Origin of the sequence: Mesorhizobium sp. B2-7-2 (genome assembly GCF_006440775.1) — a bacterium.
Taxonomy (GTDB): domain Bacteria; phylum Pseudomonadota; class Alphaproteobacteria; order Rhizobiales; family Rhizobiaceae; genus Mesorhizobium.
In genome coordinates this window covers 280382-306594 of sequence record NZ_VFTZ01000004.1, presented here as the reverse complement: position 1 = coordinate 306594, position 26213 = coordinate 280382, and the positions used below count along the sequence as shown (strand labels likewise).

General features: G+C 60.3%; 22 protein-coding genes and 1 pseudogene. 19 read left to right on the top strand and 4 right to left on the bottom strand.

Features of this window, described 5'->3' with window-relative positions; translation table 11 throughout:
• The first annotated feature begins 1102 nt into the window (after positions 1-1102).
• From FJ425_RS08145 to FJ425_RS31505, 3 genes are read left to right on the top strand one after another with little or no spacing between them, the layout of a single operon-like run.
• Positions 1103-1303, top strand: coding sequence for a hypothetical protein (locus FJ425_RS08145; protein ID WP_064993548.1), 201 nt, complete (start codon positions 1103-1105; stop codon positions 1301-1303).
• Positions 1300-1821 (top strand): hypothetical protein, encoded by a 522-nt coding sequence (locus tag FJ425_RS08140; RefSeq protein ID WP_064993549.1) that lies wholly within the window; start codon positions 1300-1302, stop codon positions 1819-1821. The genes FJ425_RS08145 and FJ425_RS08140 overlap by 4 nt, the downstream gene beginning before the upstream one ends.
• 46 nt (positions 1822-1867) lie before the next feature.
• Complete coding sequence (locus tag FJ425_RS31505) at positions 1868-2068, top strand: hypothetical protein (RefSeq protein ID WP_176479567.1); 201 nt, start codon at positions 1868-1870, stop codon at positions 2066-2068.
• A gap of 418 nt (positions 2069-2486) precedes the next feature.
• Here the strand turns inward: FJ425_RS31505 and FJ425_RS08130 are convergent, their stop codons facing one another.
• The gene (locus FJ425_RS08130; protein ID WP_064993551.1) at positions 2487-2705 is read right to left on the bottom strand and encodes a hypothetical protein; all 219 of its coding nucleotides are present in this window, start codon (positions 2703-2705) and stop codon (positions 2487-2489) included.
• Between the two features lie 368 nt (positions 2706-3073).
• Positions 3074-4834, bottom strand: coding sequence for a nif-specific transcriptional activator NifA (gene nifA / locus FJ425_RS08125; RefSeq protein ID WP_064993575.1), 1761 nt, complete (start codon positions 4832-4834; stop codon positions 3074-3076).
• A gap of 1286 nt (positions 4835-6120) precedes the next feature.
• On the opposite strand from nifA, the pseudogene FJ425_RS08120 reads away from it, so the two are divergent.
• The 3 genes and pseudogenes from FJ425_RS08120 to FJ425_RS08110 all read left to right on the top strand — a co-directional run bounded on the left by FJ425_RS08120 (position 6121) and on the right by FJ425_RS08110 (position 9775).
• Positions 6121-7514, top strand: a pseudogene (locus FJ425_RS08120) (dicarboxylate/amino acid:cation symporter).
• Between the two features lie 194 nt (positions 7515-7708).
• Complete coding sequence (locus FJ425_RS08115) at positions 7709-8773, top strand: LacI family DNA-binding transcriptional regulator (RefSeq protein WP_064993576.1); 1065 nt, start codon at positions 7709-7711, stop codon at positions 8771-8773.
• A 162-nt stretch (positions 8774-8935) separates the two neighbouring features.
• Positions 8936-9775, top strand: coding sequence for a TIM barrel protein (locus tag FJ425_RS08110; RefSeq protein WP_064993577.1), 840 nt, complete (start codon positions 8936-8938; stop codon positions 9773-9775).
• 14 nt (positions 9776-9789) lie between these two features.
• On the opposite strand, the gene FJ425_RS08105 is transcribed toward FJ425_RS08110, so the two are convergent.
• Entirely contained in the window at positions 9790-10707 is a 918-nt protein-coding gene (locus tag FJ425_RS08105) for a LysR family transcriptional regulator (protein ID WP_064993553.1), read from the bottom strand.
• Between the two features lie 157 nt (positions 10708-10864).
• On the opposite strand from FJ425_RS08105, the gene FJ425_RS08100 reads away from it, so the two are divergent.
• From FJ425_RS08100 to FJ425_RS31500, 5 genes are all read left to right on the top strand, one after another.
• Positions 10865-11455 carry a NodA family N-acyltransferase gene (locus FJ425_RS08100; protein ID WP_064993554.1) on the top strand — a complete coding sequence of 197 codons (591 nt, stop codon included), beginning with the start codon at positions 10865-10867 and terminating at the stop codon, positions 11453-11455.
• Between the two features lie 213 nt (positions 11456-11668).
• Positions 11669-11950: an acyl carrier protein gene (locus tag FJ425_RS08095; protein WP_064993555.1), complete on the top strand. Its 282-nt coding sequence runs from the start codon at positions 11669-11671 to the stop codon at positions 11948-11950.
• The gene (locus FJ425_RS08090; RefSeq protein ID WP_064993556.1) at positions 11951-13159 is read left to right on the top strand and encodes a beta-ketoacyl-[acyl-carrier-protein] synthase family protein; all 1209 of its coding nucleotides are present in this window, start codon (positions 11951-11953) and stop codon (positions 13157-13159) included. It abuts the gene before it with no gap.
• A 285-nt stretch (positions 13160-13444) separates the two neighbouring features.
• On the top strand, positions 13445-14182 hold the full coding sequence (gene fabG / locus FJ425_RS08085; RefSeq protein ID WP_064993557.1) for a 3-oxoacyl-[acyl-carrier-protein] reductase: 738 nt from the start codon (positions 13445-13447) through the stop codon (positions 14180-14182).
• Positions 14183-14416: 234 nt separating this feature from the next.
• The gene (locus tag FJ425_RS31500) at positions 14417-14914 is read left to right on the top strand and encodes a hypothetical protein (protein ID WP_064993558.1); all 498 of its coding nucleotides are present in this window, start codon (positions 14417-14419) and stop codon (positions 14912-14914) included.
• Here the strand turns inward: FJ425_RS31500 and FJ425_RS08075 are convergent.
• Positions 14902-15885: a LysR family transcriptional regulator gene (locus FJ425_RS08075; protein WP_064993559.1), complete on the bottom strand. Its 984-nt coding sequence runs from the start codon at positions 15883-15885 to the stop codon at positions 14902-14904. The two genes, FJ425_RS31500 and FJ425_RS08075, sit on opposite strands and share 13 nt — an antisense overlap.
• Before the next feature lie 299 nt (positions 15886-16184).
• Between FJ425_RS08075 and FJ425_RS08070 the strand changes: the two genes are divergently transcribed.
• The 8 genes from FJ425_RS08070 (at position 16185) to FJ425_RS08035 (ending at position 26134) form a co-directional block, all read left to right on the top strand.
• Positions 16185-16775 (top strand): NodA family N-acyltransferase, encoded by a 591-nt coding sequence (locus FJ425_RS08070; RefSeq protein ID WP_064993560.1) that lies wholly within the window; start codon positions 16185-16187, stop codon positions 16773-16775.
• Positions 16772-17413, top strand: coding sequence for a chitooligosaccharide deacetylase NodB (gene nodB, locus FJ425_RS08065; protein ID WP_064993561.1), 642 nt, complete (start codon positions 16772-16774; stop codon positions 17411-17413). Before FJ425_RS08070 ends, nodB begins: the two co-directional genes overlap by 4 nt.
• A gap of 14 nt (positions 17414-17427) precedes the next feature.
• The gene (gene nodC / locus FJ425_RS08060; RefSeq protein ID WP_064993562.1) at positions 17428-18780 is read left to right on the top strand and encodes a chitooligosaccharide synthase NodC; all 1353 of its coding nucleotides are present in this window, start codon (positions 17428-17430) and stop codon (positions 18778-18780) included.
• Between the two features lie 222 nt (positions 18781-19002).
• Positions 19003-19917: a nodulation factor ABC transporter ATP-binding protein NodI gene (nodI, locus tag FJ425_RS08055; RefSeq protein WP_064993563.1), complete on the top strand. Its 915-nt coding sequence runs from the start codon at positions 19003-19005 to the stop codon at positions 19915-19917.
• A 3-nt stretch (positions 19918-19920) separates the two neighbouring features.
• A complete protein-coding gene (locus FJ425_RS08050; RefSeq protein WP_064993578.1) occupies positions 19921-20709 on the top strand; it encodes an ABC transporter permease in 789 nt (262 codons plus the stop codon).
• Positions 20710-20825: 116 nt separating this feature from the next.
• Positions 20826-21563 (top strand): sulfotransferase, encoded by a 738-nt coding sequence (locus tag FJ425_RS08045; RefSeq protein WP_064993564.1) that lies wholly within the window; start codon positions 20826-20828, stop codon positions 21561-21563.
• A 138-nt stretch (positions 21564-21701) separates the two neighbouring features.
• Positions 21702-22877 carry an efflux RND transporter periplasmic adaptor subunit gene (locus tag FJ425_RS08040; RefSeq protein ID WP_086081372.1) on the top strand — a complete coding sequence of 392 codons (1176 nt, stop codon included), beginning with the start codon at positions 21702-21704 and terminating at the stop codon, positions 22875-22877.
• A gap of 80 nt (positions 22878-22957) precedes the next feature.
• Positions 22958-26134 (top strand): efflux RND transporter permease subunit, encoded by a 3177-nt coding sequence (locus tag FJ425_RS08035; protein WP_095790674.1) that lies wholly within the window; start codon positions 22958-22960, stop codon positions 26132-26134.
• Positions 26135-26213: the final 79 nt, after the last annotated feature.

The following is a 26213-nucleotide window of genomic DNA, read 5'->3' as shown; positions in this document are numbered from 1 at the left end:
AGCCTAAGCCCTAGACAAGAAAGTGCCTGAACGAAGAGGTTTGTCGCGGACCCGACAATCCGACACTCCGTGTCGGATGGCGATCATAGACCGCTATCGTACTCGGATACCGGAAAAGTGGGGCAGCGAGTGGGACGCGATTGAGCACGAGACCGCTGGAGGCCATTCGGCCTAGAGTCGGTTCGGCAGCCATTGATCCCGCGGACCCGGCGCCCAGCCGTCTGGTGCAAGGCACCTCCCCGCTGTTTGTGGGAGCGTAATCGACGAACCCGCGACCAGTCTACGTTCGCCCCAGTCGCGTTCCAGTAGCCGCGTCGCTCAACCATCATTGCCGAAGCTGGCCGTCTTCGCCGTGTTCATCGCCAGTTTCTAGGTTCTGCCTGCTGGACACTCGACACAGCCGTCAGCCAATATCGAGGCCAGCCCGCCTTTTCCAAGTTCGGCGACGGCAGGCTACGTCTCACCGGGATGAGGCCGGCAAGTCTGCGGGCGTCAGCGTGAGAACTCATTTTCGGGCATAGTTCGAGCACTCCTTCGCAAGATCGCGTCAATCCAGCAGACGGCACGTGTTGTGCAGCATCGGCGAATGCGGTCCGACTACCGGCCTTTCGTTAAGGGCGGGGCGTTCCCGACCATGGCAGGAGCACCAATTGCGCTATCCGCTCGCCTTTTTCCTCTCGAGTGCCGCAGATGCGATCGCTCCGTCTCGCCGGCGTCTCCATCTAAATGCTGGGCGCGAGCTGACGATCTCGCGCAAGCAGGCGCTCGCTTTTCTGGCCGATCCCGACGCCTATCTCACCGGAAACCGCTGTGAGCTCGATGATACCTCAGCGCTACGAATACGAGACCTTCGGGGCACGGCACATCCCCTCGCGCAACGTGGCCACGGCGCTCTGGCCTCCGCCAGCAAGGGCCAACTCAGATAGCACCCCAGAGACGAAAACCACGTGAACCTGCACACGCGCCAGCCGGCGACGACTGCGCAATCGACAAGTGACCTGCACGCCCGGCATTTTGCTGTTGTCGGCGCTCTCCTTGGCACGAGGATTGCGTGACCGTTACCGAAATAGCAAGGAATTCGAAACCGTTAGCAGGAGTAAAGATGGATACCGCACAATTGGACCGGGAGATCCACAAGATCGCCAACCAATGCGTGACCGAGGCCAGGGCAGTCGTCAAGAATCGAGGGCTCCAGCCCCAGGAACTAACCGCGAAAACGGTCGCTGCCGGCGTCGACACTGTCGAGATCGTACGCTCGGCCGACGCGGCCATGAGCAAGGTTGACGAGGGGACGTGGCTGTGACGACGATCGCCTACAAACACGGCGTAATGGCCGCCGACAGCCGTGCCTACGGCGCCGGCCTGGGGTCAATCGGCTCCAAGCTCAAAATCCGCCGTCTTCCGGATGGACGCCTGATTGGCGCAACGACTCCCCAGGTTGGCGCCGGTGAGGCCATTCTGGACTGGTACGCCGCTGGCGCTGACGTTCACAACACGCCAGAGGGTGTAAAAGGCTCCAACGTCGGTCTGCTGGTCGTTCATCCCGACGGGCGCGCTCAAGTGGCGTCTGGCGCCTGGACACTGACCGGCATGCTCGAAAGCCCCTATTTTGTTGTCGGCAGCGGCTCCCATTACGCGGAGGCCATTCTCGAATCCGGCGGGACCTCACAGCAGGCTGTAGAGATCGCCTGCAAGTTCGATTCGCACTCCGGGCTCCCGGTCGTGTCCCTGATGCACGGAGCGCCCTGCCCTTCCCCGCGCCACCCCAGGCGGGCCAAGTGGCTGTCGTGGGTCGGCAGGAGGTTCAAGATTTCGGGCTAGTTATCGTCGCAGCTGCCGGCCGTGACAATAGGATGAAGGGAGTCTGATGGGGTACAAACCAACGCGGCACAAGCCGCGCGAGGCAGCCCTGATCCGCTTGATCATCAACGGGTTCGGCGGCCCAGCGCCGGCGCCGCTAGTAGCGATCGCGCTGCTGGCGACGTCGGCCATCCAGTTCGCCGGCGTACCGGTCTCAGTCGTGGCGCTATTGTTCTTGCGCCGCCAGCTGGAGGAATCTTTCAGTTAAGGCCCCGAGGCGTTGCTTCAATCACTCTGTAGACAGTGGTCGGGTCTTCGCCTGGATCAGGAGTTCGCGTGACTCGTCGGACATCGCAGCTGTGAGGGTCACCCTTCGTGCGTACCCTGTGTTTGGCATTGACGAGACCTTTCCCTTGCCGGCGCAAGCAACGTCGTCAGATGAATGACCAACATCAGGCGTGAATCAGCAAGAGCGGGCAAACCACACCAGCGGCTTCTGAGGACCGCGGACACCTTGCGCTTGTCGGACATGACCTGGACGAAAGCGGACACACACGGAGCATTGTCGATCCAGACATGGACGAATCCCGCCGATGCCGAGGAGGCGATTGACTACGCCCGTTTGCCGCCGGTGATGCGATGTCCGACGAGGCCAAGGCCGGCCCAGCTCTTGATGTCGAGATGAACTACTTCGCCGGGATGCTCCCGCTACCGGGCGCCTGGGACCCGGCTCCGACGCACCGAACCTGTTCAGGCCCAAACCGCCAGTCGGCCGCTGCAACGATCCATTGCTCTGCGATCACCGATCCATCGTACAAGTCCTCGTCAATAAGGTGTGCGGCCTGCCAAGGGTTCTCTTCGATCTTGGTCGGCACGCCCTTCCAGATTTTCCTTTCAAAAGACATCGTGGGCTCCTGCGAAAAGGCGGGCCCGCAATTTAAAGGCGGGCCCGCAATTTACAGGAGTCTTTAGCATGGACGTGTTCTACACCAAAAAGGATAGCGAGCGCACAGAGCTCATATCGGGTGGTAGCACCGGTCACCGGTTCCTCGTTCTATTTTGCTTTACATAACGGCCACCTGTCGTTGGGGCCAACCAGGTCGAAACAGCTTGAAATTGGCCTCCTGCCCGCCAATCTCATTGCTAGGTAGCAAAGCGTCATGGCCCCATGTTCTTGCCTGGGTCGATCGAATCGAAATGGCGACGCGGGGACCCCACATCGCTCGTCTCAAGGCGCCAAAGCACCAAGGCTTCATCTGGTTCGGTTGATTCTTCACAGACGTTTGATCTCAATGCCGTATTTCCTCAGCGTGTAGCCAATCTGGCGCGGCGTCAGTCCAAGCAGGCGTGCCGCCTTTGCCTGGACCCAGCCACATCTTTCCATGGCCGCGATGACAGCTTCAGCACCGGTCGTTCTCGTACCGTTCAAGTGAGCTATCCTGCTGAGTGGCGGCTCCCCTGTAGTCTCAGGCGGGACTGCGACGGAGGGAGACGTACCGGCAGCAGCCGGCGTTATGGCCGCACCCCCTGGCGCCGGCAACATCGGACGCGATTGCAGCGCCAGGCTGACGGATCTGACCTTATGCAGCGCCGCTGCGAAGCATTGGCCTTGGCAGCATGCAAAGTCGCCTCTCCCTATCGATGCCCCCATCGCCAGAACGGCTGTCCGATACACGCAGTTCTGGAGCTCGCGAATGTTGCCGGGAAAATCACAGTTCATCAGCACTTCAACCGCACCGGGATCGAGGGTCATCGTAACGCCGTTCTCATCATTGAAATTTTTGAGAAACTCGGCTGCGAGGAGCGGAATATCACTGCGCCTTTCGCGCAGCGCCGGCACCCGCACCGTAAACACATTGATGCGGTAATAGAGGTCCTCCCGGAACTCATTTCTGGCAACTGCCTCTTCCAGGTTCTTGTTCGTGGCAGCGATGATCCGAACATCGACTTTGACGGTCTGGTTGCCGCCGACGCGCTCGAACTCCTGCTCCTGCAGCACACGCAAGAGCTTTGCCTGGAACGATGGCGAGATCTCGCCGATCTCGTCCAGGAACAGCGTCCCTTTGTCGGCGAGCTCAAAGCGCCCCTTGCGCGAGTTGAACGCGCTTGTGAATGCGCCCTTCTCGTGACCGAACAATTCGGATTCCAGGACTGTCTCGGATAGCGCAGCGCAATTGACCTTGATGAAGGGGCGTTTGGCGCGCGGCGACAAATCATGGAGGGCCTTGGCGACCTTCTCCTTCCCGGTACCCGACTCGCCTCGCAACAGAACCGCAATCTTGAGCTTGGCTACGACCTGGATATTCTCAATCAGATCGCGAAACGGCAAACTGTCGCCAATCATCCCCTCGATGTGAATCTTGTTACGCTGCCGCGCCGGTTGGTTCTGCTTTGGCTGCAAGTCGTGCTGGGCCATGGGTTGCTGGCGACCGCCCCCTAGGGAGCGACGAAACTTGACTGTCTGACCTACCAAATTAGCGATTTGGTTGAGCAGATAGAGGTTGTGATCGAGCCAAGCTCTTGGGTCTTCGCCCAGTACGTGGTCGATGGTCAGTGTGCCCACGACATCCGCATCGACGCGAATGGGAACGCCGATGAAGGACACTGCTGCGTTGTTGGAGACCCCGAGCACGTCCGTGTCGGCGGCGGTGAAAGCCGAATGAAAGGCGATGTTCTCGGTGACCAGGGGCGTGCCCGCCCTCATAATGTGGTCGATCGCGTTCCGCGGCACACGGCGGCTCTCGCTCGAGCCGGCGCCGAAGATTTCCAGTTCGCCATGACTGTTTAAGAGAGAGATGATGCCGTGCCGCATCGGCAGAAACGATCGCAGAATATCTACGACCTTTGTCAACGTGACATCGAGCGCGGAGGGGGCGGCAAGTGCTGTAGTAAATATTTCCACTACGCCGGCAAGCTCGCTCTCACGTGACGGCAGAGTAGCGGATTCCATTTTGGCGTCGTGAAGCGATGGGCAGCATGACGGCGTCTGCTCAGCACTTTCTTCAGATTGGCGATTGTTGTCATGATTTAGCATGTCATCCTCCATTCCGGGCCGCGACAGCAACGCCGCGCCATGTGGGCCTGCGACGTCGCCGGGCGTAGAGGCCCTGGTCAAATGGCATCGGCGCCCCAGCCACCGTTGGCCGGGACCGGCATGAGTTTCTTCGCCCCGTAGGCCGCCGCAGATTGGCGCACTTGCTCGCGCGTCGGAGCCACGAGTGCTTGGGACGTCGATAGAAACAATCGTGACGCGGGGTTGGCGGCAGCACGCCGGAGTTCCGCAGGAGGCATAAGACGAAAAGTAGGTCTCGGTTTTTGGCTTCGGTCAGGGTCCGATGAAAGGCAGGCACGAAAAATGCGGGAGGCGATGCTCGATGCATAGCTGGACTATCCTTAGTGAATCGGGGCGCTCTACAGGCTCTTCCGGTGGCCACCACTGCTGCTCGGAACGAGATGGGCAGTCAACAGCTGCTCGGAACGATGTGGCCAATCAACCGAACTTCCTTGCATTTCTGAAAGGATGAGAGAGGCTATGATAGAATCCATCATTCAGATTCTAGGAGATCGATGGGAACGGCAAAGATGTTTGCCCCGGCGTCTCGAGGGTGCCTGGCGCGCTGAGCGAGCCGACGCATTTGCGCGCTTCTATCGCCGGCAATCGCTGCCGACGTCCTCCTGGTTCCGGCTCGCTGAGTGACCGCGACAATCGTTCATTCCTCGCTATTTGATGCCATTCCCACGAGAGCAGGCTGGCGCGTGCCATGGCGCGAAGTTGTCGTCGTGCGGGCTTCAGTGTTCGTGCTGCAAAGCATCTCCTCAATCACACGGTTGCGCCAGGACCCGCGGGATCAATCGGTCTGTCGACGGCCCCTTCGAGACGCTCTGCTTCGGCGGGAGCGCGGCCAGAGCACGCTCGTGTAGGTGATCCTCCACTCCGGTGGCGGTCGGTCGCAAATACGACAAGGAAGCGGGGACATCGGGGCGCCAGAGACACAACCGGCGGCCGCTCTGCCAGGCAAAGCAATTACTGCACGGCGCCCTGTCAATCCTCTTTCTTCTACCGGACCGTATTGCTTCGACGCGGCACAATGCCGAGCCTAAGTGCGGGATTTCGCCCAGGATCAGGCAGCCAGTGCGGAAACCCGCACAAACCTCGGGGACACCGGGTGACCGAGCGTCTGAACATGCACGATTGGGCGCGGGATTTCCACTTGGCACGACGCTTGCAGCCGAAACGACAGCAGCGCTCGACCGGAGCGCCGCGATGGAGAAGCGCGGGAAGGGAGGAGGCCCACCCCGATCCGGTCAGGGAGAGAAAAGCTGTTGGCTCCACCGATTCGAAGCGCCGGTCCCCCAGCCCGCAAGGCCTTCTACGCCCAACTGTACGTGCAGGTGCTTACCGCCATCGCCCTCGGTGTCGCAGTCGGCTATTTGTATCCGGGCACCGGAGAGGCTCTGAAGCCGCTGGGCGATGCTTTCATCAAGCTCGTGAAGATGATTATCGCACCTGTGATCTTTCTAACCGTAACGACCGGCATTGCGGGCATGAACGATCTCAAGAAGGTCGGCCGGGTCGCCGGCAAGGCGATGATCTATTTCCTCACCTTCTCGAGCCTCGCATTGATCGTCGGTCTCATTGTCGCCAATGTCGTTCAACCCGGCTCTGGCCTCGATATCGATCCGGCCTCGCTCGATGGCCAGGCCGTGCAGGGCTATGTGGCCAAGGTCCACGATCAGTCGGTGACCGGCTTCCTCATGAACATCATCCCGTCAACTATCGTTGGTGCCTTCGCCGAAGGCAACATCCTGCAGGTCCTGTTCTTCTCGATTCTGTTCGGCAGCGCTCTGGCGATGGCCGGAGACACCGGCAAGCCTGTGCTTTCCTTGCTTCAAGCGCTACTCGCGCCGGTGTTCAAGCTGGTCGGCATCCTGATGCAGGCCGCGCCCGTCGGCGCTTTCGGCGCCATGGCCTTCACAATCGGCAAATATGGCATCGGTTCAGTGGCCAACCTCGCCATGCTGGTCGCGACGTTCTATTTCACCGCATTCGTCTTCGTGTTCGGGATTCTTGGCGCGGTGTGCCGATACAACGGTTTCTCAATCTTTTCTCTCGTGCGATACATCAAGGAAGAGCTGCTGCTGGTCCTGGCAACGTCCTCCTCGGAGGCTGCGCTGCCCTCGCTCATGGAGAAAATGGAGAAGGCAGGCGCCAAGCGTTCCGTCGTGGGTCTCGTCATCCCGACGGGATATTCCTTCAATCTGGACGGTACCAATATCTATATGACGCTTGCCGCCCTCTTCATCGCCCAGGCAACGAACACGCATTTGTCGGTTGCCGATCAGATTCTCCTGTTGGTCGTCGCGATGCTTTCCTCGAAGGGTGCCGCAGGTATTACGGGGGCTGGCTTCGTCACGTTGGCCGCCACGCTTTCCGTAATACCAACTGTTCCCGTTGCTGGGATGGCTCTGATCCTTGGTGTGGACCGCTTCATGTCCGAATGCCGAGCGCTGACGAATGTAGTGGGTAACGCGGTGGCTGCGCTCGTCGTCGCCCGCTGGGAAGGCGAATTGGACGAAGCGCGCATGAAAGCCGCCTTCTGCGGGAGCTTGCCGAGAGACTAAACCGGCCACCCCGCCCCAGCAAGATTGCTGCAGCGCGACCAATCAAGTCGCCGCGCTGTCATCAGCACGAAACAATCGGCTCGCGGCTCTAAACAGCGCGTCGCGAGACACAAGATCAGAAGCGCCAATGCGGTGAATCAAGAAACATGGATGCCTTACGCAAACGAAACCGAGAGCGACGAATGCTCGGTTGCTCCTTGAGCGCTGTTCATTGGATAGGTTGCCGATCGTGGAGCATGTCGAAATCTTCACGTTGCCGCCCGGAACCGTCGCCGGGACCGGGCCGATGACACAGGGACAGCCGATCAGAATTGGCGCGACGGCCAAGCGCCCCACAATTGCCGATCTCGCCCGCGAAGCCGGAGTGAGCGTAGCAACGGTCGATCGCGTCCTGAACGATCGTCTTCCGGTGCGGGAGCGGACCGCGCGGCTGGTCAATGAAGCCGCCCACGCGATCGGCTATCATGCGGCGGGTCTCATCAAACAGCGCTTGCAACGGGACCTGCCGCAGTACCGGCTAGGCTTCATCCTGAGAAAGCCGGCCCAGCATTTCTACCAAGATTTCGCGCGCGAGGTCGAAGCAGCGGTTACTTCGGCCGAGACCTTCCATGGCACTCCGGTTATCGAATTCGCGCCTTCGCATTCGCCCGGGGAGCTGGCGGCTAGCCTCAGGAATCTTGGTAGGCGCTGTCACGCGATCGGCATGGTGGCGCCAGACCACCCTAAGATCACGGCGGCAGTCGAGGAGCTCAAGGCAAAAGGCATCCCGGTTTTCTCGCTGCTTTCTGACTTCGCCGCTGGCGCGCGCGAGGGCTACGTAGGTCTCAACAACCACAGGGTCGGGCGCACGGCAGCTTGGATGTTCTCCAAAGCCGCTAAACGGCCTGGCAAAGTGGCGGTGTTTGTCGGCAGCCACCGTTTCCAGAGTCATGAGCTGCGGGAAAGCGGCTTCCGCTCCTATTTCCGTGAGAACGAGCCAGCATTCGAGGTGCTCGATACGCTCTTGAACTTTGAGAAACGACAGATCACTTACGAGGCGCTACTGCATCTTATGCAGCGGGAACCTGAGCTCGTCGGGTTCTACGTGGCCGGCGGTGGCATGGAGGGTGCCATCTCCGCGCTCCGGGACGAGTGCAACGGTCAGGATCTCGTCGTGATCGTGAATGAAATCACGCCGGAGTCACGGGCGGCTCTCGCGGATGACATCGTCACGATGGCGCTCGCCACGCCACTGCGCCGACTTTGCCAGGAGCTGATGCTGCTGATGGACCGCGCCCTCAAGAACGGCACGGCGGAGACATCGGGCCAGACATTTCTGCCGTTCGATATCTATGTGCCGGAGAATATCTGAATGATGTGATTCTATCAGTGCGTGCCAATTTTCTATCATAAATGCAAGAATCGCTCGATTGACTAGCCTGCTCCAATCAGCTTTGTGCATCCGCCTGCGGTGGGGCGCGCGGAGAAGCCAGACAAGACTGGCGCCGCACTTTTTGAAGGAAAAGCCAAGCCCATGCGCCAGGTATCTCCCCGCTTTGCGCTGGAAGACATGGCGGCGCCTTCTGTCGACGTCAGTGCAATTTTCGCAATTGCGCGTGATCAGGGCCTGACCGATGTTCAAATCCGTGACCATCGTTTCAGCAATCCTGTTGCACGCGCCATTCCGGCTGCTGAGGTCCGCTCGGCCGCTACCGAAGCCGGCGTCACGATAATTTCGATGAACGCTTTGCAGCGCTTCGACGACTGGACTGCCATCCGCCGGGCGGAGGCGAGCAAGCTGGCCGACTACGCTGCGGCGTGCGGGGCCAAGACGGTCGTGCTGGTGCCAGTCAACCACGGCTCGCGCGCCAGCGCTGGCGAGCGCCATGACTGTCTCCGCCTCGCTCTAAACGCGCTCAAGCCGGTCCTCCAATCGCGCGGCCTTGTCGGCCTGATTGAGCCGCTGGGCTTTCGAACCTGCTCGCTCCGATCAAAGAAGGAAGCGGTCGAGGCGATTGCCGCGGTTGACGGCCAGACCGTGTTTCGCCTGATGCACGATACGTTCCACCACACGCTCGCCGGCGAGGCCTCCTTGTTTGGCGAGCTTACCGGACTGGCGCACATTTCAGGCGTGAACGACCCGATGTTCTGGATTTGCCCGGATCGCCTTCTTGGAGGTTCTGACAATGCCAGTCAGATCCAGGCGCTGCTTGACCATGGCTATGCGGGACCCTTCTCGTTCGAACTGGTAGAGGAAGTGTGCACGATTGACGAGCTCGCTGGCGCGCTTGCCGCCAGTATTGATTTCATCCAGCGCGTGCTGTCGACGCGAAAGCAGTTGGTCGAAGAGGTAGAAAGCGAAATGGACGTGTAAAGCCTCGCGTGTTGTCACAGCGGAACAGCCATGCGAGCTGCCTCCTGCATCATTACCTCGCGCATCCAGACGCTTGCCGGATCGGTATTATGGAGTGCTGGCCATTGGACCGCTTCGGTGAAAGCAGGAAGCGGCAGCGGAAGTTCCACAATCTGAAGGGGGAAGGTTTTTTCGAAGTGCTTAACCAGCCGGAAGGGCATGGTCGCAATACGAGCCGTGCCGGACACCATGGGTGGGATCATGCTGAAGCCCTGCACGGCCACCTCGACACGTCTTTTAAGACCATGCTCGAGTAAGAACCATTCCTCGACGGACGGCATCAGCGAACGTCCGAACCTGACCGAGACGTGCCTCATCGACAGGTATCTCTCGAATGTAAGTTGCCGTCTCAGCTGCCTGTTCGTGGGACAGCCGACGCATACGAGCCTCTCGTCGAACAAGGCCACGCTCGAATGCGCGCTCGACGTGAACAAATCTGGAAGAACTACAAAATCGACGTCGCCGCGCCCGAGGAGCTCATCGGGGCTATCGTTGACAGGCAGCAATTCGAAACTGACGGCGGGGGCTTCCCGGGCAACACGCTCCACGACTTTCTCAAAAAAAACGAGCGTGGCGAAATCGGAAATAGTGATCCTGAAGCGACGATCGGATCGAGCCGGGTCAAACGGATCGGAAGAAATAATCGTACGCTGGATGTGCAGCAGAGCGTCGCGAACTGCGGGGCCAAGTGCTGCCGCACGTGACGTCAGAATACGTTCGCGGCCGTTCATGCTGAACAGTTCATCGCCGAAAAAATCGCGCAGTCGGGCGACGGCCGCACTCATCGCCGGCTGACTGAGATTGATCCGGCGTGCCGCCGCCGAGAGATTGCGCTCGGCCAGCAATGCGTCCAGCACGACGAGAAGATTGAGATCAAGCCCCCTGAAACGCATTTCTGCGGCTATCCATAGAGTGGATACCTTCCATCGAAACAAAGGATTTTATCATTGTGCTGAAATCTCGCATGGACAAACACCTGACGCACCGATCACCGCTGCCTCTATGCCGTGATGAGCGTCTTAAGGACAACCCGAAAGGAGAAATTCTTCCATGCGCTCTGCCGTGCAGTGGAGGTTATGCTGGGAAAATAGCTTGCAAGTGGCCGACCATGTCGAGCTCTCCGATTTCTTCCGAAAGATCTATGGACGAAACGGGGTCTTCGGCGCAAAGCCATTCGAAGGTGGCCGCAGTTGGGCCGGCGCAAGACCCGAACTCCGCCTTATTGCCAGCGACCCTGAGGGCGTAGCGGCACACATCGGAATACTGCGCCGCTTCATCAAGGTTGGCGACGTCGATGTTCTTGTGGCTGAGTTGGGCCTGTATGGCGTTCGTCAGGATCTTGAGAAGCTCGGAATCAGCTTTTCTATGCGCGCCGTATATCCCGTCCTGCAGCAGATGGGGGTTCCCTTCGCTTTCGGCACGGTTCGGCACGCCATGCGTAACCATGTTGAGAGGTACTGCAGAGAGGGCATAGCCACCATTGTGCCAGGCGTCCGGGTCCGTTCGAGCCGCGCAAATGTGCATCACGACCTGCCGTCCACGCGCCTGGATGACGTACTCGTGTTGGTATCGCCAATTGGACGCTCCATGGACGAATGGCCCTCCGGCACGCTGATCGACCGCAACGGTCCGGAGCTGTGAAGCTTCGGGGCTGCATATCCGTCCCGAGTGGCTACGGCCTCCCAGCAAGATTCTTCGCCATCGCGGCCTGCGCCGCAGGCCAGCCGGACTTATCCGGCTCCATGGGCGTTAAGCTTCTTCAGTTGCAGAAGTTTGATGGCTGGTTCCCCGATGCGCGCGGCTCAAGGAGTTATGTCGCGCCACGTAAAAACAAGCTGAAATGGAAAGAGACAAATGTCTGATCAACTTATAACGGAAGTCATTGAGATAATCAGGAAGCGCATCGAATCGGAGAACGCCGAGGGAACGACTGCAGCATCCGTCGGCGAAATAACCACTGCGAACGAAGTGACTGCGCTCGGGATCGATTCACTGGGGTTGGCGGACGTGCTCTGGGATCTCGAGCAGGCGTACGGCATCAAGATCGAGATGAACTCGGCCGATGCGTGGTCTGATCTCCAAACTGTCGGGGACATGGTGGAAGCCATCCGCGGCTTGCTCAACAAGGCGGCTTGAATGGATCGCCGGGTCGTCATCACTGGACTGGGCGGGCTGTGCGGGCTGGGCACCGATGTCGGGTCCATCTGGAAAGGCATGCGCGAGGGCCGATCGGCCATCGGTCCCATTGTCAATGCACAGCTTCACGGACTGGAGGGCGCGATCGGCGCCGAGATCAAGACGCTGCCTGAGCACGACATTGAGCCTCGGCAGCTGCTCTCCATGGGACGTTTCAGCCTGCTTGCCGTGCTTGCAGCACGCGAAGCCATGCGACAGTCCGGACTCTCCTGCGATGAAGGCAATGCCCATCGCTTTGGCGCAATAGTGGGTGCCGGCTTCGGCGGCTTCGATGCGACCGAGAAAGGCTACCGCGACGTCCTTTTGGGGGGAGCGTCCCGCGTTGAACTGTTCTCGGGAGTAAAGGCGATGCCGAGCGCGGCTGCGTGCCAGGTCAGCATGAGCCTCGGCCTTCGCGGGCCGGTCTTCGCCGTCACCACCGCCTGTGCATCGGGCAATCATGCGATTGCCTCGGCCGTAGACCAGATCAAGTATGGCCGGGCCGACGTGATGCTTGCGGGAGGCAGCGACGCGGCGTTCGTGTACATGATGATGAAGGCATGGGAAGCCATGCGCGTGCTCGCTCCGGACACTTGCCGGCCCTTCTCCGCGGACCGGAAGGGAGTGGTGCTGGGCGAAGGTGCGGGCATGGCCGTACTGGAAAGCTATGAGCATGCTACCGCCCGGGGTGCAAAGATTCTTGCCGAGGTCGCGGGCATCGGTCTGTCTGCCGATGCCTCCCACATCGCCGCGCCGGCAGTTCACGGGCCGGAAGGCGCGATGCGCGCCTGCCTTGCCGATGCGAAACTGAATCCAGAGGACGTCGAGTACCTGAACGCGCACGGCACCGGCACCAAGGCCAACGATCAAATCGAAACGGCGGCGATCAAGCGAGTCTTCGGTGAGCATGCTCATTCGATGTCCGTCTCTTCCACCAAATCCACCCACGGTCACTGCCTAGGTGCAGCCAGCGCGATTGAAATGATCGCCTGTGTGATGGCGATTCAGGAGGGCGTGGTACCTCCGACCGCCAACTATCGCGAGCCAGACCCCGATTGCGATCTCGATGTCACGCCCAACGTGCCGCGCGAGCGTAAGGTGCGTGTGGCCATGAGCAACGCGTTTGCCATGGGGGGCACGAACGCAGTTCTAGCGTTCAAGCACGTATAGTGAGCGTCCATGTCGCCGCAAAGTCCTTCCGCGAGCCTTGCTAGACAGTCTGAACGCTCTCCCAGTGTCCACCAGTCAGCTCCAGGTGGTCAGATCGGTCGAGCCGCGTCTGGTCGTGCGGCCGATGCCGCCGCAACCCAATTGGTGCGTGAACTCACCAAGGCCGTTTGGCTGGATAAAATATTACGTCGCCGCGGATCGGGAGCGCCCAGGAAGCCATCCATCGAGCCGAGACTTCCGGCAGGCGAAACCGAATTCGCCGGCCTGAAGAGAAGAGGACAAGATATGTTCGAATTGAAGGGCCGCAAGGCGCTCGTCACCGGGGCATCGGGAGGCATCGGCGAGGCGATAGCCAGGATACTGCATGCGCAGGGCGCCATTGTCGGCCTGCATGGTACGCGCATCGAAAAGCTGGAGACGCTGGCCAACGAACTGGGCGACCGGGTCAAGCTGTTTCCGGCCAACCTGTCGAACCGCGACGAGGTCAAGGCGCTTGGCCAGAAGACGGAGGCCGATCTCGAAGGGGTTGACATCCTGGTCAACAATGCCGGCATCACCAAGGACGGCCTGTTCGTGCGCATGTCGGACGCCGATTGGGACTCAGTGCTCGAGGTCAACCTGACCGCCGTTTTCCGGCTGACCCGGGAACTGACCCACCCGATGATGCGCCGCCGCCACGGCCGCATCATCAACATCACTTCAGTTTCGGGTATCACCGGTAATTCGGGCCAGACCAACTACTCAGCTTCCAAGGCCGGCATGATCGGTTTCTCCAAGTCTCTGGCGCAGGAGATCGCCACCCGCAACATCACCGTCAACTGCGTCGCCCCGGGCTTCATCGAATCGGCCATGACCGACAAGCTCAACGACAAGCAGAAAGAGGCGATTATGGCGGCGATCCCGACCCGGCGGATGGGCACCAGCGCTGAAGTCGCGTCCGCGGTTGCCTACCTCGCCTCCGATGAAGCAGCCTACGTCAGCGGCCAGACCGTCCACGTCAATGGCGGCATGGCCATGATCTGAGCACGGGTAACCGGAGCCTACCTTGTCGTAGGCATCGCGCGACAGGTCTCACCGCCGGGGTTTGCAGGGCATGTGCTGCTGCATGCGGATCAAACGTCCGCGGCGCTTGTCGTAAACGGTTCATCCCGCAGCCCGGCCACGGCTGCACCCATGGCCGTGCGATGAGTTTGATACGCGTGCCGCGGAAGCGCAACAGGGGTCTCAAAGCCAGGCGCAGGCCTTTCCAGGGTCGTCATGGCGACCAAGATCCTTGCGCTCACCGATCCGCTCGGCACTTGTGTGCTTCGTCCCCCGTCAGGAGGCCGCTTCGATACGGGGTTTCGCCCGCGCATCGAGGGCGTCGCCTTCGGCGATCCGATCGCCGACACGGGGTTCAACATCAACACCATCATTGCCGATCTGAACGAGCGCGGCGCCAGGATCGCAATCCAGCACGATCCGAGGCGCGCCTTGCCGCCGCCTCTCGATCTGGAAGCGTCATCTGATCGAGAACTTCTTCTGCACCCAAGCGTATGGCAGGACAACTCCAACCAGAGCTTCGAAGCGAGCATCGACCGCAACCCTGGCATAACCCACGATGGGCCTCAGACCAAGGCCAGCCAAGATGCGAACCGGATGAGGTACCGACCAGAGACATGCACTTCGAGCTCCGCTCCTCGCTCCGGGCGTCTCACAGTCTGCAAGCGCAACACCTGCCGATCAGCTGACGATCTGTCGCCTCAGGCAACATGAGTGTGGGCGGTAACGGCCGACACAAATCCAGGAGCGCTGGGGGCCTCGCGTGGATTCGCAGGAGTAGCAAGTCGGGATGCTTCCTGCACCATTATCTCCCGCATCCAGATGCTGGCTGGATCACCGTTGTGGTTGGCCAGCCATTGGACGGCTTCGGTGAAAACGGGAAGCGGCAGTGGAAGTTCGACGACCTTAAGGGGGAACGTTCTTTCGAAGTGCTTAACCAGCCGGAAGGGCACGGACGAAATACGAGCTGTGCCGGACACCATTGGCGGCACCATGCTGAAGCCCTGCACCTCGACTTCGACACGTCTTTTTAGGCCGTGCTCGAGCAAGAACAGTTCCTCGATAGAGGGCTTGCGCCAACGTCCGAACCTGACGCAGACGTGCCTCATCGACAGGTATCTCTCAAATGTAAGCTGCCGTGGCAGCTGCTTGTTGGCGGCACAGCCCACGCATACCAGCTTCTCATCGAAAAGCGCCACGCTTGGAAACGCGCCCGACATGAACATATTCGGAAGAATTACAAAGTCGATGTCGCCGCGCCGGAGGAGCTCGTCTGGGTAGTCATCGAGTGGCAGCAATTCGAACGTGACGGCGGGGGCTTCACGAGCGACACGCTCCACGACTTTTTCAAAAAAAACGAGCGTGGCGAAATCGGAAATAATGATCCTAAAGCGTCGATCGGATCGAGCCGGGTCAAACGGATCCGAAGAAATAATCGAGGACTGGATACGCAGGAGAGCGTCGCGGACTGCGGGGGCAAGTGCAATCGCTCGTGCGGTCAGGATGCGCTCTCGACCGTTCATACTGAACAGTTCATCACCGAAAAAGTCGCGCAGCCGGGCGACAGCCGCACTCATGGCCGGCTGGCTTAGGTTTATGCGGCGTGCCGCCGCCGAGAGAGTGCGCTCGGCCAGCAATGCGTCCAGCACAACGAGAAGGTTGAGATCAAGCCCCTTGAAACGCATGCGTGCGGCTATCCATAGAGTGGATACCTTTCATCGAAACAAACGATTTTACCAGTTTTGCTGAACGTCGCATAGGGACCTCACAAGAGATGTAAGCAAGCCCTAAAGGAACTTGATGCTTGCGTGGGTGCCGGACAGCATTTCTGGCGTACGCCTTCCGGTGTCGACCGGATCGCATGTCCAGTGCGGCTAAAGTTCACCGGTGACCTGCGAAAGCCATATCGCGCCGGCTCGACGCGACAAGCTCCCCGTCATTAGGCGCTTACCTCAGGAAAACAGGAACGGACAGAGGTCTTTCCATGCGCTCTGAAGTGCAGTGGAGGTTGTGTTGGGAAAACGAGTTGCAACTGCATGAGCATGTCGAGCTGTCAGACTTCTTGCACAAAACCTATGGAGGGACTGGCACCTTCTCCGCAATGCGATTCGAAGGCGGCCGCAGTTGGTTCGGCGCGAGGCCAGAGTTCCGCGCAATTGGTAGGGACACGCACGGTGTAGCGGCACATCTCGGTCTACTGCGCCGGTTCATCAAAGTTGGCGAAATCGACGTGCTGGTGGCCGAACTCGGATTGTACGGGGTGCGTAGGGATCTTGAGGGCCTCGGCATCAGCTTGTCCCTGCGCAGTCTGTATCCGGCGCTGCAGCAGATGGGCGTTCCATTCGCTTTCGGCCAGGTTCGGCACGAAATGCGAAATCACATCCAGAGGCTCTGCAAGGTGGGGCTTGGGAAGATTGTGCCGGACGTTCGCATCCGCTCGACCCTGGCAGACATGCATCCCGACCTGCCGCCCACGCGCTTGGAGGACGATCTCCTCTTTGTCTCGCCGATTGGGCGGTCGATTGACGAGTGGCCGTCCGGCACCTTCATCGAGCGGAACGGTCCGGAGCTATGAAACATCTGGACCGCATATGTGAAATGTCCAGTCACTGCGCAGACGGCACCCAAGAGCGCAGCGTCTATCTCACGTTTGACGACGGTCCCGATCCCGTTTGGACACCGGAGGTCCTCGACGTGCTGGCGCAACACCGGACACCGGCGACATTCTTCCTGATCGGTGACGCGGCTGTAGACCGGCCGGAGCTTGTCCGGCGAATTATTGCGGATGGGCATGAAGTGGCCAATCACACGATGACTCATCGCGACCTGTCCAGATGCGAACCCGGCGAAGTTGAACGTGAAATAGTTGAGGCGAACAGCGCCATCAGGATGGCGTGCCCCCAAGCTGCGCTGCGGTACTTTCGTGCGCCCTATGGGAGCTGGACCGAAGAAGCTCTCAAAGTCTCGGCGAGCACTGGATTGGCACCCCTGCATTGGTCAGTCGATCCGCGAGACTGGTCTCGCCCCGGCGCGGACTTGATTGTCGATGCAGTTCTCGCCGGGGTCCGCCCGGGCGCGATTGTGCTCCTTCACGACGGGTGTGACTGCTCTCGAAGGAATCCACGCGACCAGACCGTTATGGCGCTGTCCCGCCTGATCCCAGCGCTGCACGACCGCGGATTCACAGTCCGACCCCTTCCTCAACATCATTGAACAAACGAGATCCTATGGACCCGCTTACCACAGCCAGTACCGTCGCCGTTTCGTGTTACGCGCTGCTCTCGACCGTTTATAAAGGCATGCAAGCGGTTTATGCGCAGCCGGGACACGTTGCCTCAAGCTCGGACGACTTGCTCGCCTTCGACCTTTGGCCGAGCGTGGATGTCATTATCCCCTGCTACAACGAGGAGCCGCGCACACTTTCGGCCTGTCTGGCTTCGGTTGCAAACCAGGAATACGCCGGAAAGCTGCACGTCTATGTGGTTGATGACGGTTCTGGAAATCGCAACGCCCTCATGCCGGTGCATCACGCCTACGTAGACGACCCCAGATTCACCTTTATTCAGCTCCCCCACAACGTCGGCAAACGTAAAGCACAGATCGCCGCGATCCGTGGTTCGTCTGGAGATTTCGTGCTCAGCGTCGACTCTGACACGACTCTCGAGCCCGACGTGATCGCGAAACTTACCGCAAGGATGCGGGATCCAGCGATCGGCGCCGCCATGGGCCAGCTGACGGCATCCAACCGGAGCGACACTTGGTTGACCCGGTTAATTGACATGGAGTACTGGCTCGCTTGCAACGAGGAACGGGCAGCGCAGGCCCGCTTTGGTGCGGTCATGTGCTGTTGCGGCCCCTGTGCAATGTACCGCCGCTCTTGTCTGATGTCGCTGCTGGATCAATACGAAACTCAGCTGTTTAGGGGCAAACCTAGCGACTTCGGCGAGGACCGCCATCTTACCATCCTGATGCTGAAAGCAGGCTTTCGGACCGAGTACGTTCCGGACGCCATCGCGGCGACAGTCGTTCCGGACAAGATGGGACCCTATCTGCGCCAACAACTACGCTGGGCACGAAGCACTTTCCGCGACACGCTGCTGGCACTGCGCCTGTTGCCGGGCCTCGATCGCTACCTCACGTTGGACGTGATTGGACAGAATCTCGGTCCATTGTTGCTCGCGGTCGCTGTACTCGCCGGGCTCGCAGAGCTCGCATTGGCAAATACGGTGCCTTGGCCAACGGCAATCATCATTGCCGGCATGACGATCATTCGATGCACCGTGATAGCTTTGCGTGCACGCCAAGTCCGGTTCTTCGGCTTTTCTCTGCACACGTTCATCAACATCTTTCTCCTACTTCCCTTGAAAGCTTATGCGTTGTGCACCTTGAGCAACAGTGATTGGCTGTCGCGCAAAAATGCCATCCAGCCCCATGGGAGCAAGAAGCCGATCATCGTCGCAAACCCGATCACCAGGGCAAATGGTACAGGCAGTCCGGGAATTGCCGGCTCGAATCGTACTGATCGTTCGCGCGATTCTGCACAGCTGGTTGAGCCTGGCGTTCTTCACAGCTCCGACTGAGCACTTGGGTAGAGAATACGTCGTGAGCTTAGGCATACATCAACGATCAGACCGAGAACCAGCCGAAAGCGACTGTAGCCTTCGACCCTTTTTTGCGCGGCTGCTACAATCGCTTTCTCTCATTCCTCAAGGACCAGCACAGGTACCAGCTGCTCTGGACCAGAACCTCGAAAGTAAGCTGCCGGCCGGCCGATTGGCCTGTTTTCAGCCTGAGATAGACGTATGTCCAATGTAGCAATCGACCTTGACCAGGTAACCAAGTCATTTGGCAGCAAACTCGTTGTGAAAGGGTTGTCCTTCACTGTGGGGACGGGAGAGTGCTTCGGCCTGCTGGGGCCGAACGGTGCAGGCAAGAGCACCATTGCCCGCATGCTCCTCGGCATGACCCGGCCTGACTCCGGTAAGATCACGGTGCTCGGGGTGCCGGTGCCGGCTCGAAGTCGCTTGGCCCGCAAGGGCATAGGTGTCGTTCCGCAGTTCGACAACCTGGACCTGGAATTCACGGTCCGCGAGAACCTGGTGGTGTTCGGGCGATACTTCGGCATGAGCACACGGAAGATTCAAGAGGTCGTTCCATCTCTCCTCGAGTTTGCCCGCCTTGAGAGCAAGGCGGACTCACGTGTCGGCCAGCTGTCAGGCGGCATGAAGCGGCGTCTAACGTTGGCACGCGCGCTGATCAACGACCCACAACTTCTTATAATGGACGAGCCAACTACCGGCCTCGACCCGCACGCCCGCCACCTGATCTGGGAGCGGCTCCGTTTTCTGCTGGCGAGCGGAAAGACAATCATTTTGACCACCCACTTCATGGAAGAGGCTGAGCGGCTATGCGATCGGCTGTGTGTACTGGAGCGGGGACGCAAGATTGCCGAGGGCAGCCCTCATGCGTTGATAGACGAACATATTGGATGCAATGTGATCGAGATCTTTGGCGGCAATCCGCAGGAGCTGACTTCGCTAATCAAGCCGTACGTTCAGCGCATTGAGGTAAGCGGCGAGACACTCTTTTGCTATGCGCCCGATCCAGAGCAGGTGCGTGGCCAGCTTCGCGGGCGCGCAGGTCTGCGGATTCTGGAGCGCCCACCAAGTCTGGAGGACGTCTTCTTGCGGCTAACCGGACGCGAGATGGAGAAGTGAATGATGCGTGAAGATCTTGCGGCGGCACTGCCCGCCAACGCGTGGAACTGGATTGCGGTGTGGCGCCGCAACTATCTGGCGTGGAAGAAGGTCGCATTTGCGTCTCTTCTCGGTACTCTCGCCGATCCTTTAATTTACCTTTTCGGGCTCGGTACTGGTCTTGGCCTAATGGTGGGTCAGGTTGAAGGCGCCTCGTATATTGCCTTCTTGGCAGCCGGGATGGTCGCGACAGGCGCGATGACCGCATCGACCTTCGAAACAATATACGCGGTTTTCAGTCGCATGCGCGACCTGGGCACCTGGGAAGCAATCCTGCATACACAACTCACGCTGGGCGACATCGTTCTCGGTGAATTGGCGTGGGCAGCCACCAAGGCCTTTCTCGCAGGCACGGCAATTACCATTGTTGCTGCTACGCTGGGCTATGCGGCGTGGACGTCCGTGCCCTATGTGCTGCCGGTGGTCGCTCTCACCGGCTTTGCCTTTGCCAGCCTCGCAATGGTCGTCATCGCGCTCGCGCCCAGCTACCACTATTTTATATTCTATCAGACGCTCGTCATCACACCCATGCTGTTCCTGTCTGGTGCGGTCTTTCCAGTCGGCCAACTGCCAGGCGCCTTTCAGCGCGTCGCGGCCTTCTCCCCGCTGGCGAACTCTATCGACCTGATCCGTCCGGTAATGCTCGGCCATTTGGCAGACAACGTCGGGCTGCATATCGGCGCACTTTGTATGTACGCCGTATTGCCGTTTTTCCTCTCTGCTGCGCTGTTTCGTCGACGTCTGATGCGTTGATGCTGCTGCGACCGGCACGAGAGGATTGAGTCCAGTTCAAGACATAGCAGCCGAGCTTGTTGTGCCCTGGTCTGCCCTAAACCCTCGCGACCGCTACTAGCTGGAAACACATAGCAATGACTCACCCCACGCCTACGCCTCAGCCTTTTGTGATCCTTGCGATGCCAAGGACTGGCACACACTATCTCGAGGAATTGCTAAACGAGCATCCGACGGTACTAAGCAACGGTGAGCTGCTCAATGAGTATGATGCCAATTGGCCCGGGAAGGATCGCCTGCTACGCACCGATCGTGAGCTCCTCGAACAAGCCTACTTGCGCTATCCCACGCCAGACTACAAGAAAGTGACGCATGTCGGCTGCAAGATCAATGAACCCCAATTTCGCGAACGCCCAGCTTTTTTTGCCGAACTGACTCGTTGGCCAGCCCTCAAAGTCATTCTCGTAACTCGAAATATATTAGAATCGCTACGGTCCTTTGCACAGGCAAGACAAAGCGGGCAATGGCTGAAATTCAGTTCGGACGCCGCTCGGCCACCGCGCGTCCGATTGTCAATCGCTGACTGTGAGGCTTACTTCAAAGCCGCGGACGATTTCCACGCGCGCATTGAGCACTCCTTCACGTCGAGCCAGCTGCTCGTAGTGGAATACGAGAGCCTCCTTCACGAGCCCGCTGCTTGCTTAGGAAAGGTTTGGGATTTCCTGGGCGCGCCGACCATCGAGCTATCTGATCCAGCCAACCTTCAGCGCCAGGAAACGCGAGCGCTAGACCAGACCGTGCAGAATTTTGATGAGTTGCAGCTCCACTTCGCGGATGGACCTTACGCCCGGTTCTTTGAAGCGGGGACTCTCTGACTGGCGCCGTTCTCGGTTCACGGTCGCAGCCTAGCTTCTGTGCCATCTGATCGTGGTCGCTTCCCTGGGTTGGCTTCTCCGGCATCAACGAGGACCGCTTGCCTCATACAGAGGTGAACCCGCGGTGGAAAAATGACGATGCCCAACATCAGGTTTCACAAGCTTGCAGCCATTGTTGTGCTCATTGGTTTCGCGGCGTGGATGGCGACAGGCGAGTTTTCGTCGGTCGGCAGCGTAGCCGCCAACAAAGCCAAGGCAGCCGAAGCCGAACAGGCCAAGGCGCCGGACGCGGCCAAGCCGAAGACGGCTGAAGCCGAGCCGAAGGCACCGCTGCGCACCGTTGCGGTGGTGACGCCGCCACGCAAGACCTATGCACGCGCCATCCGCATTTCCGGGCTGACCGAAGCCGACAAGCGGGCGGTGCTGGCGACGCGCGTCGCCGGTGTCATCGACAAGCTGCCTGTCAAGCAAGGCGATCACGTCAAGACGGGGGATCTGGTGCTGATGCTTGCGGCGGAAGAAAAGATCTCGATGGTCGACAATGCAAAGCAGTTGGTGGTGCAGCGCCAGGCCGAGTTGGACGCAGCCTTGCGGCTGATGAAGACCGGCAATCTGCCGAAGCTGCAGCTCGACACCGCGCGCTCGAACCTGACCTCGGCGCAGTCGCAACTGGAAACGGCACAGGCCGAACTTGACCGCAACGAGGTGAAGGCGCCCTTCGACGGCGTTATCGACCGGGTGCCGGTGGAACTTGGCAGTTCCATCATGCAGGGCGGCGAGGTGGCAACCATCCTCAAGCTCGATCCGGTGATTGCCCGCGGCGAAGTCAGCGAGCGCGATCTCGGCTACCTGAAACTCGGGGACAAGGCCACCATACGGCTGGTCAGCGGCCAGACCGTCGAAGGCACCGTGCGCTACATCAGCCGCGACGCCTCTTCGGCGACCCGCACCTTCCGCGTCGAGGTTGCCGTCCCCAATGCCGACGGCTCCGTGCCGGCCGGCATGACGGCGGAAATCGCACTCAGCGCGCTGCCGACCGATGCGGTGCTGCTGCCGCGCTCGGTGGTGACGCTCGGCGACAAGGGCGACCTCGGCATCCGTGCCGTCGGCAAGGACAACAAGGTTGCGTTCTTCCCCATCGACCTCGTCGACGACACGCCGACCGGCTTGGTGCTTGGCGGCATCCCTGCCGATGCGCGCATCATCGTTGCCGGCCAGGAACTGGTGAAGGAAGGCGATGAGGTCAAGCCGGTCGAAGCCGACCAGGCAACCATCCAGAAACTGCTGGGCGAAGCGACCGCCGGCACGCAGTAGCATGGGGTACGGCGGACAGACCCCGGGCGGGGACACTTGGCTGCGACGCAGCTCGTGAAATTCAAGAACAGGCGTTAGCCATGGATATCGTCAGACTCGCAATCAACAATGCCCGCCTGACCATTTCGGTCCTCGTCTTCCTTCTGCTCGCCGGCTGGGTCGCCTATCAGTCGACGCCGAAGGAAGCCGAGCCCGACGTTCCGATTCCGATGATGTATATCAGCCTGATCTATCAGGGCATTTCGCCGGAGGATTCGGAGCGCCTTCTGCTGCGGCCGATGGAAAGCAAGCTGAAGAGCCTGAAAGGCCTCAAGGAAATGCGCTCGGCCGCCTTCCAGGGCGGCGGCTATGTGCTGGTCGAGTTCCAGCCGCAGACAAATCTGGCGACGGCCTTGCAGGACACGCGCTCCAAGGTCCAGGACGGCAAGGCCGACCTGCCGCAGGCGGCCGAAGAGCCGGTCGTTACCGAAGTCAACATCTCCGAATTCCCCGTCCTCGTCGTCACCCTGTCGGGCGAATTGCCCGAACGCGTGCTAGCCGCCGCGGCGCGCGAGTTGCGCGACCGCATCGAGGAAGTGCCAGGCGTCCTGGAGGGCTCGTTGCAGGGTTCGCGCGACGATCTTGTCGAAGTCGTCATCGATCCGATGAAACTGTCGTCCTACGGGTTGCAACTCGATCAGCTGATCGGCGCTGTCGGTGCCTCCAACAGTCTGGTCGCCGCCGGCAATATCGAAGGCTCGGAAGGCAAATACGCCGTCAAGGTGCCGTCACTGATCGAGACGCCCGAGGACGTGGCGGCCTTGCCCGTGGTCGCCGGCCCCAATGCCGTGGTGCAGGCCAAGGACATCGCGACGATCCGCTCGACCTTCGCCGATGCCACGACGATCACGCGCCTCAATGGCAAGCCGGCCATCGCCATCGAAGTCAAGAAGCGCATCGGCGCCAATCTGATCGACACGCTCGCCAAGGTCAGGGAGGTGTCCGACGCCTACGTCAAGACGATGCCGCAAGGCATGAACGTCACCTACACGCAGGACAAGTCGGTCTTCGTCAACCAGTTGCTCGGCGATCTGCAGAACCACGTCATGATCGCCGTCATCCTGGTGTTCATCGTCATCCTCTACGCGCTGTCGGGTCGTGCCTCGCTGCTGATCGGATTGGCCATCCCCTCATCCTTCCTGATCGGCATCCTGTTGCTGGCGATGATGGGCTACACGATCAACATGATCGTGCTGTTCAGCCTCATCCTGGCTGTCGGCATGCTGGTCGACGATGCCATCATCGTCACCGAGTTCGCCGAGCGACGCATGAGCGAGGGCATGCCGAAGGAGCAAGCGTTCGCGCTTGCCGCCAAGCGCATGGCTGGCCCGGTCATCGCGGCGACGATGACGCGCATTGCCGCCTTCTCACCGCTGTTGTTCTGGCCGGGCATCATCGGCGACTTCATGAAATATATGCCGATCACGCTGATCGTGACGCTCTCGGCCTCGATGCTCTATGCGCTGGTCTTCGCACCGACGCTGGGCGCCATATTCGCCAAGGCGCCCGCCCATCACCCCGACGACAATCGCGACGGCTGGTACATGGCCGTGGTCAAGCAGGCGGTGCATTATCCCATCACCGTGCTTGTCCTCACCGTGGCGCTGTTGTTTGGCGTGGGCTACGCCTATTCGAAATTCGGCGCCGGCGTCGAATTCTTCCCGAATGTCGAGCCTGACTACGGCCTGCTCTATGTCCACGCCCGCGGCAATCTTTCGCTTGCCGAAATGGACGCGGCCACCAAGACGGCGGAAAACCGGCTGCTCGGCTGGCCGGGCGTGAAGTCTGTCTATACCCGTGTCGGCAAGACGCAGGGCGGCGGCCAGGATGTGTCCGAGGACGTCGTCGGCGTCATCCAGTATGAATTCATCGACTGGCGCGAGCGCAAATCGGCCAACGATATCCTGAACGATTTGCGTGGCGTCATGGCCGGCATTCCAGGCGTCGACGTCGAGGTTCGCGTTCCGGAAGCCGGCCCGCAGACGGGCAAGCCGATCCAGATCAGGCTTTCGGCCGTCGACCCCAAGGGGCTCGACGACAAAGCGCGCGCGGTTGCGGCACGCATCGGCAAGGTGCCTGGCGTCATCGACATTTCCGACGGCCTCCCGCCGCCCGGCGTCGACTGGGCGCTCGAGGTCGACCGTGCCAAGGCAGCGCAATATGGCATCAGCCCAACCGCTGTCGGCACAGTGGTGCAACTGGTGACCAACGGGCTGAAGCTTTCGGAATACCGGCCTGCCGGCGCCGACGACGCCGTCGACATCAGGCTGCGTCTGCCGGAAGACCGGCGCACGCTGTCGACGCTCGACGAGCTCAGGGTGCAGACCTCGCAAGGCTCGGTGCCGATCTCGAATTTCGTCGTGCGCAAGCCGGAGCCGACGGTCGGTATCCTCAACCGTATCGACGGCGCGCGCACGGTGGTCGTCCAGGCAAACGTTGCCGCAGGCGCCCAGGTCGCGGCCGTGCAGGCGGAGGTCACCAAGGCCGTCTCCGGGATGGATCTCGGCAGCGGCATACGTTGGAAGCTGGCCGGCTCGAACGAAGACAGCGCCGAGGCCAGCGCCTTCCTTGGCAAGGCCTTCGGGGCGGCGATCTTCCTGATCTTCCTGGTGCTGCTGATGCAGTTCAACAAATTCACCAGCGTCTGGCTGGTGCTGTCCTGCGTGGTCATGGCGACGATCGGCGTGTTCCTCGGACTGCTGATAACAGGCGAGACGTTCGGCATCGTCATGTCGGGCATCGGCGTCATCGCTCTGGCCGGCGTGGTGGTGAACAACAACATCGTGCTGATCGACACCTATGACCGGCTGCGCGAAGAGGGCTGGGACAAGATGGAGGCCGTGCTGCAGACCTGCCGCGAGCGCGCGCGCCCGGTGGTGCTGACGGCGGTATCGGCCATTCTCGGCGTGCTGCCGATCGCCTTTGGCCTTGGGCTGGAAATCTTCCACCACGAGACGACGATCAACGCGCCGTCGACGCAATGGTGGATTTCGCTGTCCTCGGCGATCGTCTTCGGCCTGTCCTTCGCGACGGTGCTGACGCTGGTGGTGACACCCTCGATGCTGATGGTGTTCACCCGCGCCAAGATCAAGCCGGGCGCACGGCGCGGCTTGTTCAGCCGGCTGTACCGGCGCGGCAAGGGTGAGATCTCGTCGGATGCGCAAAAAGCGGATGCCGGTCCGGAACCAGCGATCGCCTTCCCGAAAGCCGCCGAATAGGCACGCTGCATGATTTGAATGGCAAAGGCCGCCCGGAACAACGGGCGGCCTTTTGCTTGTTTGCCCCGCAATACGGTGG

Coding starts and splice junctions, on each gene's coding strand:
- FJ425_RS31505 (WP_176479567.1), top strand. CDS start 1,868: ATGGGGTACAAACCAACGCGGCACAAGCCGCGCGAGGCAGCCCTGATC.
- FJ425_RS08045 (WP_064993564.1), top strand. CDS start 20,826: ATGACTCACCCCACGCCTACGCCTCAGCCTTTTGTGATCCTTGCGATG.
- nodI (WP_064993563.1), top strand. CDS start 19,003: ATGTCCAATGTAGCAATCGACCTTGACCAGGTAACCAAGTCATTTGGC.
- FJ425_RS08110 (WP_064993577.1), top strand. CDS start 8,936: ATGCGCCAGGTATCTCCCCGCTTTGCGCTGGAAGACATGGCGGCGCCT.
- FJ425_RS08145 (WP_064993548.1), top strand. CDS start 1,103: ATGGATACCGCACAATTGGACCGGGAGATCCACAAGATCGCCAACCAA.
- FJ425_RS08035 (WP_095790674.1), top strand. CDS start 22,958: ATGGATATCGTCAGACTCGCAATCAACAATGCCCGCCTGACCATTTCG.
- fabG (WP_064993557.1), top strand. CDS start 13,445: ATGTTCGAATTGAAGGGCCGCAAGGCGCTCGTCACCGGGGCATCGGGA.
- FJ425_RS08090 (WP_064993556.1), top strand. CDS start 11,951: ATGGATCGCCGGGTCGTCATCACTGGACTGGGCGGGCTGTGCGGGCTG.
- FJ425_RS08040 (WP_086081372.1), top strand. CDS start 21,702: ATGCCCAACATCAGGTTTCACAAGCTTGCAGCCATTGTTGTGCTCATT.
- FJ425_RS08075 (WP_064993559.1), bottom strand. CDS start 15,885: ATGCGTTTCAAGGGGCTTGATCTCAACCTTCTCGTTGTGCTGGACGCA.
- FJ425_RS08050 (WP_064993578.1), top strand. CDS start 19,921: ATGCGTGAAGATCTTGCGGCGGCACTGCCCGCCAACGCGTGGAACTGG.
- nodB (WP_064993561.1), top strand. CDS start 16,772: ATGAAACATCTGGACCGCATATGTGAAATGTCCAGTCACTGCGCAGAC.
- FJ425_RS08115 (WP_064993576.1), top strand. CDS start 7,709: ATGACACAGGGACAGCCGATCAGAATTGGCGCGACGGCCAAGCGCCCC.
- nodC (WP_064993562.1), top strand. CDS start 17,428: ATGGACCCGCTTACCACAGCCAGTACCGTCGCCGTTTCGTGTTACGCG.
- nifA (WP_064993575.1), bottom strand. CDS start 4,834: ATGCTAAATCATGACAACAATCGCCAATCTGAAGAAAGTGCTGAGCAG.
- FJ425_RS08070 (WP_064993560.1), top strand. CDS start 16,185: ATGCGCTCTGAAGTGCAGTGGAGGTTGTGTTGGGAAAACGAGTTGCAA.
- FJ425_RS08100 (WP_064993554.1), top strand. CDS start 10,865: ATGCGCTCTGCCGTGCAGTGGAGGTTATGCTGGGAAAATAGCTTGCAA.
- FJ425_RS31500 (WP_064993558.1), top strand. CDS start 14,417: ATGGCGACCAAGATCCTTGCGCTCACCGATCCGCTCGGCACTTGTGTG.
- FJ425_RS08130 (WP_064993551.1), bottom strand. CDS start 2,705: ATGTCTTTTGAAAGGAAAATCTGGAAGGGCGTGCCGACCAAGATCGAA.
- FJ425_RS08095 (WP_064993555.1), top strand. CDS start 11,669: ATGTCTGATCAACTTATAACGGAAGTCATTGAGATAATCAGGAAGCGC.
- FJ425_RS08105 (WP_064993553.1), bottom strand. CDS start 10,707: ATGCGTTTCAGGGGGCTTGATCTCAATCTTCTCGTCGTGCTGGACGCA.